Annotated in this window: 12 protein-coding genes and 1 other RNA gene; 6 read left to right on the top strand and 7 right to left on the bottom strand. The window is 62.9% G+C overall.

From position 1 onward, the window contains the following. Window positions 1–54: 54 nt before the first annotated feature. The 3 genes from G6N73_RS12585 to G6N73_RS12575 all read right to left on the bottom strand — a co-directional run bounded on the left by G6N73_RS12585 (window position 55) and on the right by G6N73_RS12575 (window position 4,721). Window positions 55–1,935 (bottom strand): extracellular solute-binding protein, encoded by a 1,881-nt coding sequence (locus tag G6N73_RS12585; protein WP_165028104.1) that lies wholly within the window; start codon window positions 1,933–1,935, stop codon window positions 55–57. Continuing rightward, window positions 1,935–3,815 (bottom strand): extracellular solute-binding protein, encoded by a 1,881-nt coding sequence (locus G6N73_RS12580; RefSeq protein ID WP_165027998.1) that lies wholly within the window; start codon window positions 3,813–3,815, stop codon window positions 1,935–1,937. The genes G6N73_RS12585 and G6N73_RS12580 overlap by 1 nt, the downstream gene beginning before the upstream one ends. A 156-nt stretch (window positions 3,816–3,971) precedes the next feature. Further along, window positions 3,972–4,721: a c-type cytochrome gene (locus tag G6N73_RS12575; RefSeq protein WP_165027997.1), complete on the bottom strand. Its 750-nt coding sequence runs from the start codon at window positions 4,719–4,721 to the stop codon at window positions 3,972–3,974. Window positions 4,722–4,926: 205 nt separating this feature from the next. Between G6N73_RS12575 and G6N73_RS12570 the strand changes: the two genes are divergently transcribed. Further along, complete coding sequence (locus tag G6N73_RS12570; RefSeq protein WP_165027996.1) at window positions 4,927–5,658, top strand: 3-deoxy-manno-octulosonate cytidylyltransferase; 732 nt, start codon at window positions 4,927–4,929, stop codon at window positions 5,656–5,658. Between the two features lie 12 nt (window positions 5,659–5,670). Then, window positions 5,671–6,537 (top strand): prephenate dehydratase, encoded by an 867-nt coding sequence (locus tag G6N73_RS12565; protein WP_165027995.1) that lies wholly within the window; start codon window positions 5,671–5,673, stop codon window positions 6,535–6,537. A gap of 32 nt (window positions 6,538–6,569) precedes the next feature. Here the strand turns inward: G6N73_RS12565 and G6N73_RS12560 are convergent, their stop codons facing one another. The 3 genes from G6N73_RS12560 to G6N73_RS12550 all read right to left on the bottom strand — a co-directional run bounded on the left by G6N73_RS12560 (window position 6,570) and on the right by G6N73_RS12550 (window position 8,969). Continuing rightward, the gene (locus tag G6N73_RS12560) at window positions 6,570–7,451 is read right to left on the bottom strand and encodes a bifunctional helix-turn-helix transcriptional regulator/GNAT family N-acetyltransferase (protein ID WP_165027994.1); all 882 of its coding nucleotides are present in this window, start codon (window positions 7,449–7,451) and stop codon (window positions 6,570–6,572) included. A gap of 51 nt (window positions 7,452–7,502) precedes the next feature. Beyond that, complete coding sequence (gene nudC / locus G6N73_RS12555) at window positions 7,503–8,450, bottom strand: NAD(+) diphosphatase (protein WP_165027993.1); 948 nt, start codon at window positions 8,448–8,450, stop codon at window positions 7,503–7,505. A 99-nt stretch (window positions 8,451–8,549) separates the two neighbouring features. Further along, the gene (locus G6N73_RS12550) at window positions 8,550–8,969 is read right to left on the bottom strand and encodes an HIT domain-containing protein (protein ID WP_165027992.1); all 420 of its coding nucleotides are present in this window, start codon (window positions 8,967–8,969) and stop codon (window positions 8,550–8,552) included. 137 nt (window positions 8,970–9,106) lie between these two features. Here G6N73_RS12550 and ffs point away from each other — a divergent pair. The 3 genes from ffs (at window position 9,107) to G6N73_RS12535 (ending at window position 11,482) form a co-directional block, all read left to right on the top strand. Then, window positions 9,107–9,203: signal recognition particle sRNA small type (gene ffs / locus G6N73_RS12545), an RNA gene on the top strand. A 119-nt stretch (window positions 9,204–9,322) separates the two neighbouring features. Beyond that, on the top strand, window positions 9,323–11,143 hold the full coding sequence (locus G6N73_RS12540) for a DNA polymerase III subunit gamma/tau (protein ID WP_165027991.1): 1,821 nt from the start codon (window positions 9,323–9,325) through the stop codon (window positions 11,141–11,143). A gap of 15 nt (window positions 11,144–11,158) precedes the next feature. Next, complete coding sequence (locus G6N73_RS12535; RefSeq protein WP_165027989.1) at window positions 11,159–11,482, top strand: YbaB/EbfC family nucleoid-associated protein; 324 nt, start codon at window positions 11,159–11,161, stop codon at window positions 11,480–11,482. Window positions 11,483–11,621: 139 nt separating this feature from the next. Here the strand turns inward: G6N73_RS12535 and G6N73_RS12530 are convergent, their stop codons facing one another. Next, window positions 11,622–12,131 (bottom strand): GNAT family N-acetyltransferase, encoded by a 510-nt coding sequence (locus tag G6N73_RS12530; protein WP_165027987.1) that lies wholly within the window; start codon window positions 12,129–12,131, stop codon window positions 11,622–11,624. A gap of 95 nt (window positions 12,132–12,226) precedes the next feature. Between G6N73_RS12530 and recR the strand changes: the two genes are divergently transcribed. After that, window positions 12,227–12,832 carry a recombination mediator RecR gene (gene recR, locus G6N73_RS12525; RefSeq protein ID WP_165027985.1) on the top strand — a complete coding sequence of 202 codons (606 nt, stop codon included), beginning with the start codon at window positions 12,227–12,229 and terminating at the stop codon, window positions 12,830–12,832. Window positions 12,833–12,964: the final 132 nt, after the last annotated feature.

Raw genomic sequence — 12,964 nt, 5'->3', positions numbered from 1 at the left:
GCCGAGGAGTGCGAAGAATGGCAACGCATCAGCAAAGCCGCGTCACGTTGTTCATCACCCTTTGCCAATCGCCGCCGCCTTGTCCTTGTCGAACCACCACATGGCTTCGACCGGGAAGCCATAATCGGGTTTCGGCTCCTTGAAGCCGAACATGTCCCAGAAAGCCGCCCGGTGATTCGCCGAATACCAATTTGGAATCCAGTCGAGCCGCGCGCGCAAGACCCGGTCGAGCGCGCGGACCGCCGTAACCAGGCTTTGCCGATCTGCGGCGCGGCCCACCGCGTCGATCAGAGCGTCGATAGCGGGATCGGCGGTGCCCGGAAAATTTCTTGAGCCCGGCAGATTGGCCGAGCGGGAATGGAACAGCGATTCCATATCGTCGCGGGTCGGCGTGGCGGTGAAGGAAAGCGCCATCGAGAGTATGTCGAAATCGAAATCGGCCTGGCGGGCCTGGTACTGAGCCGAGTCCACCATCCGGATCGAGGCGTCGATCCCAATCGCCTTCATGTTTTCCACCCAGTGGGTGTCGATGCGCACAAAGACATCGTCCTGAACCAGTATTTCGACCGTCAGCGGTTCGCCTTTGCCGTTGGCGACCGACCGGCCGTTGCGCTTCCATCCAGCCTCGGCGATCAGCTTCGACGCCGCGCCCAAGAGCTTCCGGTCGCGGCCGGACCCGTCGGACACGGGCTGGATGACTGCTTCGCCGAATGCCTCCGGCGGAATCCCGTCGCGCAAGGGTTCGAGCAGCGCCAGCTCAGCCGGCGAAGGCAGGCCCTCGGCCTTGTAGTCCGACCGTTCGAAGGAGGATTGCGACCGCTCATAGGCATCGTAGAACAAATTTCGCTTCGTCCATTCGAAGTCGAAGCAAAGCGCGATCGCCTGCCGCACCCGCCGGTCGCGGAACCGCTCGCGGCGCTGGTTGATCGCGGTCGCCTGCATGGACGGCCGCTTCTCGGCGGGAAACTCGCGCTTGATAACTTTTCCTGCCTTCAGGGCCGGAAAATCATAACCGGTCGCCCAGACGCGCGCGGTGAATTCCTGCCGGTAGTGGATGTTGCCCTTCTTGAAGGCTTCGAACGCAGCCTGTCGCTCGCTGTAGAACTCGATGCGGATGCGGTCGAAATTGTACAGCCCGCGATTGACCGCCAGGTCGCGGCCCCAATAGTCCGGCACGCGCTCATATTCGATGGTTTGCCCTGCCGCGGCGTGACCGACCTTGTACGGCCCCGAGCCGAGCGGCGGTTTCAGCCCGCGTCCGTCGAACGGATTGGCTTCGAAATAAGCTTTCGAGAGGATCGGAAACTTGACTATGTCGAGCACCGTACGCGCCGACTGCTCGCCAGAGAACGTCAGGCGCAGCGTGTGGGCGTCGACGGCGGCCGCATCAGCAAGTTCGCTCAGCGGCAGCATCAGGTTCGGGTGGCCTTCCTTTTTGAGGAGCTTGAAGGTGAAGGCGCAGTCGTCGGCTGTCAGCGGCGTTCCGTCATGGAATTTTGCCTCGGGCCTCAGCGCGAACTCGAATGTGTTGCGGTCGTCCGAGAGCATGACAGTTTCGGCAAGCAGCCCGTAGACCGCGTCGGGTTCGTCGAGCGCGCCGGTCAACGGACCTGTCATCAGCGCGTCGAAGCACATTTCCATGCGCGGAGGGGCATCGCCCCTGGGAACGAAGCTGTTCAGCGTGTTGAAGGTCAGCAAACTCTGGTTGAAGAACCAGTTCCATGGCGAGAAATTGAATGTGCCGCCCTTGGGTGCGTCCGGATTGACGTAGTCGAAATGCTCGAAATCCGCAGCGTATTTCAGGTCGCCGAAAGCCGACAGGCCATGCAGCTTCGTGCCGGTCGGCGTCGCTGCAAAGGCGAACCGCGGCAGTAACGGCGCGGCCGCTGCCGAAGCGGCCCCGGCAAGAAAACTCCGTCGCGGGATCGGCCGCATCAATTGATGCTTTCGTATTTGGCCGCGAGCGCGGCTTCCTTTTCGGGGTCGACCCACCAGGAATCGATATCCGCGCCGATGTATTCCGGCTGTTTTTCCGGGATGCCGAACTTGTTCCAATACGCTACCCACTGAACCGGGCGATGAAATTGCGGGATGGCGTAGTAGTTCCACAGGAGCACTCGGTCGAGGGCGTGGGTGGCGGCGACTAGATCCTCGCGGTCGGTGGCGAAGATGACGCGGTCCACCAGCGCGTCGACAACGGGGTCCTTGATGCCCATGACGTTGCGCGATCCCGGCGAGTCGGCTGCCTTGGAGCCCCACCAGTCGCGCTGCTCGTTGCCCGGCGAAGCGGATTGGTTGAGGATCGTCGTATCCACGTCGAAGTCGAAATCGTTGACCCGGTTGACATACTGAGATGGGTCGACGATGCGCAGCGATGCATCGATGCCGATCTTGCGGAGAGTCTCGATGTAGGAGTTCGCTAAGACCTCATCGGTCGGGCCGCTGCCGAGGAATTCCATCCTGAACTGCTCGCCCTTGTCGTTGAGCATCTTGCCGCCGCTGATCTTCCAGCCGGCCTGCCTGAAAAGGTCGATGGCCTCCCGCAGATATTTCCGCTCGGCTTGAGGCGTGTCGTAGACCGGAAGCTTGAACTCCTCGGTGAAAAGCTCCGGCGGCAGCTTGTCCTTGTAGGGCGTGAGAATCTCGAGTTCCTTGCCGGTGGGCAGGCCGCTCGAGGCGAGTTCGCTTCCGACGAAATAGCTGCTCGTGCGGGTATTCTGTCCGAAAAAGAGCGTGCGATTCATATACTCGAAATTGTAGGCGAGCGTCAGCGCCTTGCGCACGCGGCGATCCTGAAATTGCGGCCGCCGCAGATTGAGCGCGAATGCCTGCATGAAAACGCCGGCGGTGCTTTTGAACTCCTTCTTGATCACATCGCCGTCCTTGACGGCGGGAAAGTTGTATTGCGTCATCCAGCGACGCGAGCTGTTTTCAACCTGAATGTCCTCGTAGCCGCCCTTTGTGAAGGCCTGCCAGGCTGCGTTGTCATCCTGGAAATAGAGATATTCCCGACGATCGAAATTTTCGCGTCCGACCTTCACGGGCACATCTGCCGCCCAATAATCGGGCACGCGCGCCCAGACGATCTGCGATCCCGGCTTGAAGCTCTCTATGCGATAGGCCCCCGAGCCGAGCGGTGCTTCCAGCGTCGGCCTTGTGATGTCCCGCTTCTTGCCCGAGGCATCGGCGCCTTCCCACCAATGCTTCGGCAAAACGACGAGATCGCCCATGATGTGCGGCAGTTCGCGATTTCCCTTCTGGTCAAAACGGAACTCGACTTCGCGATCGGAAATCGCCACTGCTTCCGTCACGTTGGCGTAATAATGGCTGTATTGCGGGCTGTGCTTCTTGAGCACGTTGAAGGACCAGATGACGTCTTCCACGGTGATCGGCTTGCCATCGTGCCATTTCGCCTTCGGGTTGAGGCGATAGGTGGCGGAGGAAAAATCGTCGGGAAATTTGAACGCCTCGGCAACCAGCGCATGGCTGGTGCTCGGTTCGTCGATCGACTGCTCCATCAGCGTGTCATACAGCAACCCGCCGCCGAATCCGGCAAAGCCCGCCGCCGGGCTGCCTTGGACGATGTAAGGATTGAAGCTATCGAACGTGCCGACCACCGTGGAATTCAGAGTGCCGCCCTTGGGCGCGTCCGGATTCACATAGTCGTAACGTTTGAAATCCTGGCCGTATTTGGATTCGCCGGTCAGCGAGTCTGAGGTGCGCCATTCGTCCGCCGATGCCGCGAGAAGGCTGGATGCGAATATCGCGGCAGCCAATCCGGCCTTGCCAAGAAAACCGATTCCGCAAACCTTCATCGCTCATTCTCCATCAGACCTTCGAGAGCCAATCTAGGCCAGCTCCCGCTCCTGAAAACGGCCCCGGGGCCAGCATTCGGCGGCATATTCAAAATGTCTAACAAAAAAAGCCGGGCGGAACCCGGCTTTTTCATGATTTTCGAGATTACAAATTCGTCATTGAGCAGGCGAGGGTTCTGCCTGAGCGGGCGCGGGCTCCGCGGGGGCAGGTTCCACGGGCGCAGGAGCGGACTCGGCCGGCGCAGGAGTTGCTTCCGGTGCAGGCGCAGCTTCAGCAGGCGCGGCCGGTGCAGCTTCGGCCGGCGCTGCGCCACCTTCGGGAGCGGCGGCCGCGGGTTCGGCTGCGGCGGCAGGGGCCGCCGCTTCGGGCAGCGGCGCCGGGCTGTCAGACAGCGTGCGCAGATAGGCGATCAAATTGGCGCGCTCGTCGGGCTTCTTGACGCCGGCAAAACCCATCGCAGTGCCCTTGATGTAGCCCTTCGGCGACGCCAGGAAGTTGCTGAGGTGCTCGTAATCCCAGACCACCGAGCCGCCCTGCGCGAACTCCTTCATCGCGGCGGAGTATGCGAAGCCTTCATGCGAGGCCAGCGGACGGTTGACGATGTTCCAGAGATTGGGTCCAACCTTGTTGGCGCCGCCGCTCTCCGCGGTGTGGCAGGCGGTGCACTTCTTGAACACGGCCGCGCCGGCTTCCGGGTTGGCGCTGGCCAGCAGAACGGCGATAGGCTCTTCAACGGGCGCCGCCGGGCCTTCGGCGGGTTCTTCCTCGGCGGCTTCGATGATGAAACCGGGCTTTTCGGGAGAGGGCGAGGCGAAGATCGTGTCGGAGACGATCGAAATCGAGAACACGATGAACACTGCGCCGAGGAGAGCGCCGATCAGCTTGTTGAATTCGAAAGAGTCCATCTGCGCCCAGGCTTCCTGCATACGGCTGGCTGGCGGGAGGTGCGCCTCCGCGGGGCAGCCGGCATGTTTTGACGACCGGCCGAGCCCGGCCGAATTGCGGCGGAAACTAGGTCTTTTGCTTGTGGGTTGCAACACCTATAAGGGCCGTGCCAGTGAGACCTTTTGACACTTTTAATCGCCCCTACGAGACTGATTTACCCGCACCATGTCGACCCTCATTCTGATCCCCGCCCGCCTGGCTTCGACCCGCCTTCCGGGCAAGCCGATGGCCGACATTTCAGGCCGCCCGATGATCGTCCACGTCGCCGAAAGAGCGCGCGAGAGCGGGCTCGGCCGCGTCGTCGTGGCGACCGACACCGAGGCCGTGCGCGACGCGGTGCAGGCTCACGGCTTCGAGGCGGTCATGACCCGGACGGACCACGAATCGGGTTCGGACAGGATATTCGAAGCCCTGTCGGCGCTCGATCCCGGCGGCAAGGTCGAGACCGTCATCAACGTCCAGGGCGACCTGCCAACCATCGATCCGGAAACCATCCGCGCCGCCTTGCGGCCGTTGGAGGATCGGGCGGTGGATATCGCCACGCTCTGCGTCGAAATTCATCGCGACGAGGAAAAGACCAACCCGAACGTCGTCAAGGTCGTCGGCTCGCCGCTTTCCGACACACGGCTCCGCGCTCTTTATTTCACACGCGCGACCGCGCCGTGGGGAGACGGTCCGCTCTACCATCACATCGGGCTCTACACCTATCGGCGCGCGGCGCTGGAACGCTTCGTCAGCCTCTCGCCCTCGCCGCTGGAAAAGCGCGAGCGGCTCGAACAGTTGCGGGCGCTCGAGGCAGGCATGCGTATCGACGTCGAGATCGTGCAATCGGTGCCGCTCGGCGTCGACACGGTCGAGGATCTCGCCCGCGCCCGCGAAATCCTGACCAGCGCTTGAGAAGGCCCGACCATGCCGCCTGAAAAGACCAACAGAATATCGTTCCAGGGCGAGCCGGGCGCCAATTCCGACACCGCCTGCCGCAACGTCTACCCGTCGATGGAGCCGCTGCCCTGCCCGACCTTCGAGGACGCGTTCAACGCGGTCGAGACCGGCAAGGCCGACCTAGCGATGATCCCGATCGAAAACACCATCGCCGGTCGCGTGGCCGACATTCATCATCTGTTGCCGGAATCGCGACTACACATTGTCGGCGAATATTTTCTGCCGATCCACTTCCAGCTGATGGTGCTGCCGGGCGTGAAACGGCAGGAGATCAAGACCATACACAGCCATATCCATGCGCTTGGCCAGTGCCGCAAATACATCCGCAAGAACGGCTGGAAACCGATGGTCGCCGGCGACACGGCGGGTGCGGCAAAGCTGGTCGCCGAGCTGAACGACCGGACGATGGCGGCTCTCGCGCCTCGCCTCGCCTCCAGCCTCTACGGCCTCGACATACTGGAAGAGAATGTCGAGGATACCGAAAACAACGTCACCCGCTTTGTCGTCTTGTCCAAATCCAAGAACTGGGTGGAACGGCCGACCCCTGATGCCGGGATGATGACGACCTTCATTTTTCGCGTGCGAAACGTGCCTGCCGCCCTCTACAAGGCCATGGGCGGCTTCGCCACCAACGGCGTCAACATGACGAAGCTCGAGAGCTACCAACTCGGCGCCTTCACGGCGACGCTGTTCTATGCCGACATCGAGGGTCATCCCGACGACAACAACGTCAAGCTGGCGCTCGACGAACTCCGCTTTTTCTCCAGGGAAATGCGCATTCTCGGCGTCTATCCGCGCAGCGAATCGCGCGAGGAATGGAAAGTGGCGGACTGAAGCACAGGGCCGGCAACGCGCTGGTACGTCAGCTACAGCCGTTTGGAAAACCAGTGGTCGGCGTAAGGATTGTCGTTGAAGCGTGCAATTTCGGCGTATCCTTCACGCCTGTAGAGCGATTGTGCCTCTTTGAGCGAGCGGTTGGTGTCGAGGCACACCGTCTTGGCTCCAAAGCTTGCGGCGATCGCCTCCAGTTTGCGCAGCATGCGGCTGGCGACGCCAAGGCCACGCGCTGAAGGCGCGACCCACATCCGTTTGATTTCCGCAGTTTCGGAATCGATCAACCGCAGCGCCCCGCATCCTACGGGGTTGCCGTCTAGACGAGCGATGACGAAACTGCCCTGGGGAGGGATGAAATCGTCCCCGGTCGCCGTGTTTCCCTTACCCGGATCGAACCCCTCCTCGAAGCGCTCGGCGAGTTCGTCGAAATACTGCGCCAAGCACTGCCGCGCTTCCTCCGTGTCGGCGGCCTCCTCCCCGACGGTGATCGATGCGGCGGCGAGCAGCCGCTCGACATCCGCCATTGCGGCAACAAGCCGGTCTCGCGCTACCGCCGAAAGCGGCTCGAGAATGGAATTCGCCAGTTCGTCCGACAGGGCGTCGTAGGCTGCGTGCTCGGCGCGGCCCTTCTCGGTCAGCATCGCGCGGCGGCTGCGGGCGTCGCCGTCGAGCTTTTCCACCGAGACGAGGCCCTGCGCCTCCAGCGAACGCAGCATGCGGCTGAGATAGCCTGAATCGAGTCCGAGCCGGCTGCGGAGCGCGCCAAGCCCCGCGCCTTCCGGTCCGATCTCGAAAAGGAGCCGTGCCTCGCCGAGCGGGCGCCCGCGACGCAGGTAGCTTTCGTCCAACGCGCCGACACGACGCGTCACCGCACGGCTGAAGCTGCGGATCTGTGCGATTTGCAAATTGTCCATCGCCTGACTTTAGTCAGGTATTTTGCCAAGGCAAGAATTATCTGACTTTGATCAGGTAAATTCGCTCTCCGCCCAGTGGCGGATCAGGTGGTGGGCGATGGCGCCGCTGGGCGGGATGAAAACGCCGCCCGGATGCCGCCCGCCAATCGCCGCCAGGACTTCGTCGCGCGAGAACCAACGGCAGTCCTCCAACTCGTTCATGTCGGCTGAAATGTCCTCGTTCAGCGCCTCGCCGAAGCAGCCGATCATCAATGAATAGGGAAACGGCCAGGGCTGGCTCGCATGGTAGACCACCCGTCCGAGCCGGATGCCGGCCTCCTCGAAGGTCTCGCGGCGCACCGCCGCCTCGATCGTTTCGCCGGGCTCGATGAAGCCGGCGAGCGCCGAATACATTCCGGGCGCGAAATGCTTGCCCCGCCCGAGCAGGCAACGGTCGGCGGTGACGGAAAGCATTATCGCAACGGGGTCTGTGCGGGGAAAATGCTCGATATCGCAGGCTGGGCAACGCCGCCTGTAGCCGCCGGCCCGCATTTCGGTCCGGTGGCCGCATTTGCCGCAGTAGCCATGGTTGGCGTGCCAGGACAGAAGCGCCGCGCCTTGTGCCAGCGCGCCGAGCGCGGCCGGGTCGATAAGCCCCTGTATGTAGATCGAGCGGTGGTCGATCGCCTTGATCGTCTCGGGCAGGCTCTCGGGATCCAGGACACATGGCGCCGCAAGTATCGGCCCGCTTTCGTCGAAGCCGAGCAGGATTGCGTCGTCCAGCCTCGTTTCGAGCGGATCGCATTCGTCCAGCAGGAAATGCGCGTCGAAGCGGTCCTCGATGCGCTTCAACAGCAGGCGGCCCTCGCGCATCAGCATCACGCGTGCGGTCGGGTCTTCCAATGCCTTCTCGACGGAGTCGTCGCTGCGGTTCTCCGACTGCCGGTCGATCCGGTTGCCGGCGAACCCGACAAACTGGCTGGGCTCGCGCTCGGGCGCGTCGAAAAGGCGAAACGGCATCAGGTCTGGCTCCAGGGACAGTTTACTTTCTTTCCGCAGAAAGGCAGTGACCGCTGAGATTTCATGCGGGCGGAAAAAAGTAAACTGTCCCTCGGCTCGCTACAGCGCCGCTTTGATTTTCTCGCAAAAGCGGCGGATGTCGTCAGGTTTGTAGGGTTCGCGCATGCCGTGGCCCCAAACCGGCCCCGGCCAGCCAGGGTCACCTTCCGACCGAGCCACCACGTGCACATGGAGTTGGCGCACTATGTTTCCCAGCGCCGCGGTGTTGATTTTGGTGCAGCCCGTGACGGTTTTGAGCGCCTGTGCGACCATGTTGGATTCGAAGGTCAACATAGCCTGGTCGAGCGGCGTCAATTCATGCACCTCCTCGGCGCCCGGCCGCTGCGGAACAAGAATGAGCCACGGCCAACGCCGGTCGTTCATGACACGCAATTCGCACAGGCCGAGCCACATCAGCTGTTCGCTGTCGGCCTCGAGCCGCGTGTCAAGCTCGAATCCGGCCTTTTGGCCAGTCTGCATCGGCGTTTCCTCGATCTTCTGGAAAGGCTAGAGCGCCTTCCGAGGCGCTGCAAGCGAATCATGGTCCAAATTGCTTGTCCCAGCCGATTCGGCCGCCGGTCTTGCAATTCGCCGCGTAATTGACGATATGGAACCCGGGAGGTTGGTGGTGGACGATCCACTCGCCAACCGGGTCAGGTCCGGAAGGAAGCAGCCCTAACGAGCCCGGAACGGGTCATTGTTCCAGCCTCCCACCTCTTCGCAAACCGCTTTTAAAAGGCCGCCGCGACATTGACGGCGCGTTGCGGCGCGGGCGACACTCACGTTTCTTGGAATCGGCCGAGCACAGTTGGCCAGTGGAGCAAAACGGGCGAATGAGCGAAGCCGGAAACAATCAGACAGGCAAGGCTCCCGGCGCCTATCGCGTTCTTGCGCGAAAATACCGTCCGTCCGATTTTTCGGGCCTCATCGGCCAGGAGCCGATGGTCCGCACGCTCACCAACGCCTTCTCTTCGGGCCGCATCGCGCAGGCCTGGATGCTGACTGGCGTGCGCGGCGTCGGCAAGACCACCACGGCGCGCATCCTGGCGCGGGCGCTCAATTACAAGACGGCCGAAATCGATCAGCCTTCTATCGAACTCACGACGCTCGGCGAGCACTGCAAGGCGATCATGGACGGCCGCCATGTCGACGTGATCGAGATGGACGCCGCCTCGCACACCGGCATCGACGACATTCGCGACATCATCGAGCAGGTCCGCTACGCCCCCGTCTCGGCCCGCTACAAGGTCTATATCATCGACGAAGTGCACATGCTGTCCACGCAGGCCTTCAATGGCCTGTTGAAGACGCTGGAAGAGCCGCCGCCGCATGTGAAATTCATCTTCGCTACGACCGAAATACGCAAGGTTCCGATCACCATCCTGTCGCGCTGCCAGCGCTTCGACCTGCGCCGGGTGGATGCCGGGACGCTGACCGCCAATCTGCGCAACATTGCCACCCTGGAACAGATCGAGGTCGACGACGACGCGCTGGCGATGATCGCGCGCGCCGCCGAAGGCTCGGTCCGCGACGCCCAGTCGATCCTCGACCAGGCGATCGCGCATGGCGCCGGCAGGGTGACCGCGGAGGCGGTCCGCTCGATGCTCGGGCTCGCCGATCGCGCCCGCATCGTCGACCTTTTCGAGCATGTCATGAAGGGCGATGCGGCTGCCGCCCTCAACGAATTCCGCGCCCAGTACGATACCGGCGCCGACCCGGTCGCTGTGCTGACCGATCTGGCCGAATTCAATCATCTCGTCACCCGCCTGCGCTTCGTGCCATCGGCGGCCGATGACGCCTCGCTTTCCGAGGAGGAGCGCAGCCGCGGCCGCGAATTCGCCCAGGCGCTGTCGGTGCGCGTGCTGTCGCGCAGCTGGCAGATGCTGCTCAAGGGCATTCCCGAGGTGCAGGCCTCGAACCGGCCGGTGAGTGCGGCCGAAATGGTGCTCATCCGCCTGGCGCATGCGTCCGATCTGCCGACGCTGGACGAAGCGTTGAAGTCGCTTGGCGACGGGCCGTCGCCTTCCGTGACCGCCGCGCCGCGACAGCCGCTGCCGTCGGCTTCCCCTGCCAGACCCGGCAATGGCGCGAACGCAGTCGCCCAGAGCCGCATGCCGGCCGGCAATGGCGGCGGCCAGACGATGCGGCTGGTTGCGGCCGAACCCGCGCCGGCGGAAGTGCCGAAACCCGAACCGGTCGCCGAGGCCGCGCCGCCTCCCGCCGTGCAGATCAAGTCGCTCGCCGATCTGGTCGCGTTGGCCGACACGCACCGCGACATGGCCTTCAAGGTGCTGGTCAAGCGCTGCGTGCGGCTGGTCAAGATCGAGCCTGGCCGGCTTGATGTGAGCCTGACCGGCGATGCGCCGAAGACGCTGCTCGGCGATCTGACTGTCAAGCTCAAGGCATGGACCGGCCGCAACTGGCTGGTTTCGCTGTCGCGCGAGGAAGGCGGGCAAACGCTTGCCGAACAGGAAACGAGCAAGCGCGAAAACGCCTTCCAGGACGCGCGCAGCGACCCCGCCGTCGCCGCGATCCTGGCGCGGTTTCCAGGCGCCAAGATCATCGACGTGCGCATCCCCGACGCGCCGGACATCCCCGACATCGACGCCGACCTGCCGCCCGAAGCGGCTATCGAAGATGACGACGAGAACTGAGCAAAGGATATCGCCATGAAGGATCTTATCGGCCTGATGGGCAAGGCGAAGGAAATGCAGGCCAAATTCCAGGCCATGCAGGAAGAAATCGCCGGTCTCGAAGCCACCGGCCAGTCCGGCGGCGGCCTGGTGCAGGTGACGATTTCGGGCAAGTTCGAGATGAGATCGCTGAAGATCGACCCGTCGCTGTTCAAGGAGGACGATGTCGAGATCCTCGAGGATCTGATCCTTGCCGCGCACAACGACGCCAAGACCAAGGTCGAGGCGATCATGCAGGAAAAGACCAAGGCGCTGACCGCCGGGCTGCCGATACCGCCCGGCATGAAGCTGCCATTTTAGGTGTATTGATATTCAGGTGATGCCGGCCTGCAAATGTCGGCTTTCTGCGCTTCCGGTACTCGCGTACCTGAACGTACGCTCCGTTCCGGTTCTCGAAATCCGCCATTTTCGGCTCGGCCTGACCTGAATCTCAATACACCTAACTCAGCTGCCGCTGCATCTCGACCGCCGGAAGAACCACGCCCGGCCCCATCTCGACCTCGATCGAGCCTATCCGGCGAAAGCCCGCCGCTGCGTAGAATTGCTCCGCCGGCAAGGTCGACTGGCTCATCATCACGCGGATGCCCGCCGCGCGGGCCTCGGCAAGGCAGTGTTCCAGACGCAGCCGGGCGACGCCCTTGCGCAGATGGGCCGGATGCGTGGCAAAGTGTCGGATATGCCCGACGCCTTCCGCGATTTCGCCGCTGCCAGGCTTGTCCATCGTCCAGCCGCCGCAGCCCGCGGCCGCCCCGTCGATTTCGGCGATATAGTAGCTGCCGCTGGCCAGCAGTGTTGGATTTGCGCGCGACATCAGCGGCAGCGCGGCCGAAAGCGCTTCGGAATCGTACGAAGCTTGAGCAAGTTCGCCATAGGCGGCTGCCAGCAGGTCCGACAATACCTTCTCGTCGTCGGGAGTGGCCGTGCGGATGATGATATTGTCCCTACTCATGAACCGCCTTTCCCGCTTGCCGCCAACGCAAATCAGCATAGCGCCAGGCAAAGCCGGCGCTACCCAATTTCCACCTTTCCCGCTAAACCAACGCCATGTCGAAACGAGTCGCCGGTCCCGAAATCGAACGCCTGATCCAGCTCCTGGCCAAGGTGCCGGGGCTCGGGCCGCGCTCGGCCCGACGCGCGGCGCTTCATCTGATCAAGAAGAAGGAGCAGCTTCTGGCGCCGCTCGCCTCGGCGATGGGAGAAGCTGTCGAGAAGGTCCGGGTCTGCTCGAATTGCGGCAATGTCGATACGGCCGATCCATGCATGATCTGCACCGATCCGCGCCGCGACCAGTCGACGATCATCGTCGTCGAGGATGTTTCGGACCTCTGGGCGCTGGAGCGCGCCACGGGCCTGAACGCGCTCTACCATGTGCTCGGCGGCACGCTGTCTCCGCTCGACGGCATCGGTCCGGACCAGCTCACCATCCGGCAACTGGTCGACCGTATCGCCGCGGGCGAGGTCAAGGAGGTGATCCTCGCCGTCAACGCCACGGTCGAAGGCCAGACCACGGCCCATTACCTCACCGACCAGCTTGCCGAGTTCGGCGTCAGGGTGACGCGGCTGGCGCATGGCGTGCCCGTCGGCGGCGAACTCGACTATCTCGACGAGGGAACGCTGGCTGCGGCGCTGAAATCGCGCACGGTGTTTTGATTCCGATTGGAGGTGTGATGCGCCGCACTCTACGTTGCCCCCCTCTGTCCTGCCGGACATCTCCCCCACAAGGGGGGAGATTGGCAGCTTGGTCCAAAGTTCTCTTTTGGCCCCCGTTGAGATTGGCGAAAG

Origin of the sequence: Allomesorhizobium camelthorni (genome assembly GCF_011045125.1) — a bacterium.
Lineage (GTDB): Bacteria > Pseudomonadota > Alphaproteobacteria > Rhizobiales > Rhizobiaceae > Allomesorhizobium > Allomesorhizobium camelthorni.
Note: the sequence above shows the minus strand (reverse complement) of the source record. Positions and strands in the feature narration are given on the sequence as shown.

Excerpts from the sequence above, each read along its gene's own strand:
- G6N73_RS12565 (WP_165027995.1), top strand. The coding sequence starts at position 5,671 with ATGCCGCCTGAAAAGACCAACAGAATATCGTTCCAGGGCGAGCCGGGC.
- G6N73_RS12585 (WP_165028104.1), bottom strand. The coding sequence starts at position 1,935 with ATGCGGCCGATCCCGCGACGGAGTTTTCTTGCCGGGGCCGCTTCGGCA.
- G6N73_RS12580 (WP_165027998.1), bottom strand. The coding sequence starts at position 3,815 with ATGAAGGTTTGCGGAATCGGTTTTCTTGGCAAGGCCGGATTGGCTGCC.
- recR (WP_165027985.1), top strand. The coding sequence starts at position 12,227 with ATGTCGAAACGAGTCGCCGGTCCCGAAATCGAACGCCTGATCCAGCTC.
- nudC (WP_165027993.1), bottom strand. The coding sequence starts at position 8,450 with ATGCCGTTTCGCCTTTTCGACGCGCCCGAGCGCGAGCCCAGCCAGTTT.
- G6N73_RS12530 (WP_165027987.1), bottom strand. The coding sequence starts at position 12,131 with ATGAGTAGGGACAATATCATCATCCGCACGGCCACTCCCGACGACGAG.
- G6N73_RS12540 (WP_165027991.1), top strand. The coding sequence starts at position 9,323 with ATGAGCGAAGCCGGAAACAATCAGACAGGCAAGGCTCCCGGCGCCTAT.
- G6N73_RS12570 (WP_165027996.1), top strand. The coding sequence starts at position 4,927 with ATGTCGACCCTCATTCTGATCCCCGCCCGCCTGGCTTCGACCCGCCTT.
- G6N73_RS12550 (WP_165027992.1), bottom strand. The coding sequence starts at position 8,969 with ATGCAGACTGGCCAAAAGGCCGGATTCGAGCTTGACACGCGGCTCGAG.
- G6N73_RS12560 (WP_165027994.1), bottom strand. The coding sequence starts at position 7,451 with ATGGACAATTTGCAAATCGCACAGATCCGCAGCTTCAGCCGTGCGGTG.
- G6N73_RS12575 (WP_165027997.1), bottom strand. The coding sequence starts at position 4,721 with ATGGACTCTTTCGAATTCAACAAGCTGATCGGCGCTCTCCTCGGCGCA.
- G6N73_RS12535 (WP_165027989.1), top strand. The coding sequence starts at position 11,159 with ATGAAGGATCTTATCGGCCTGATGGGCAAGGCGAAGGAAATGCAGGCC.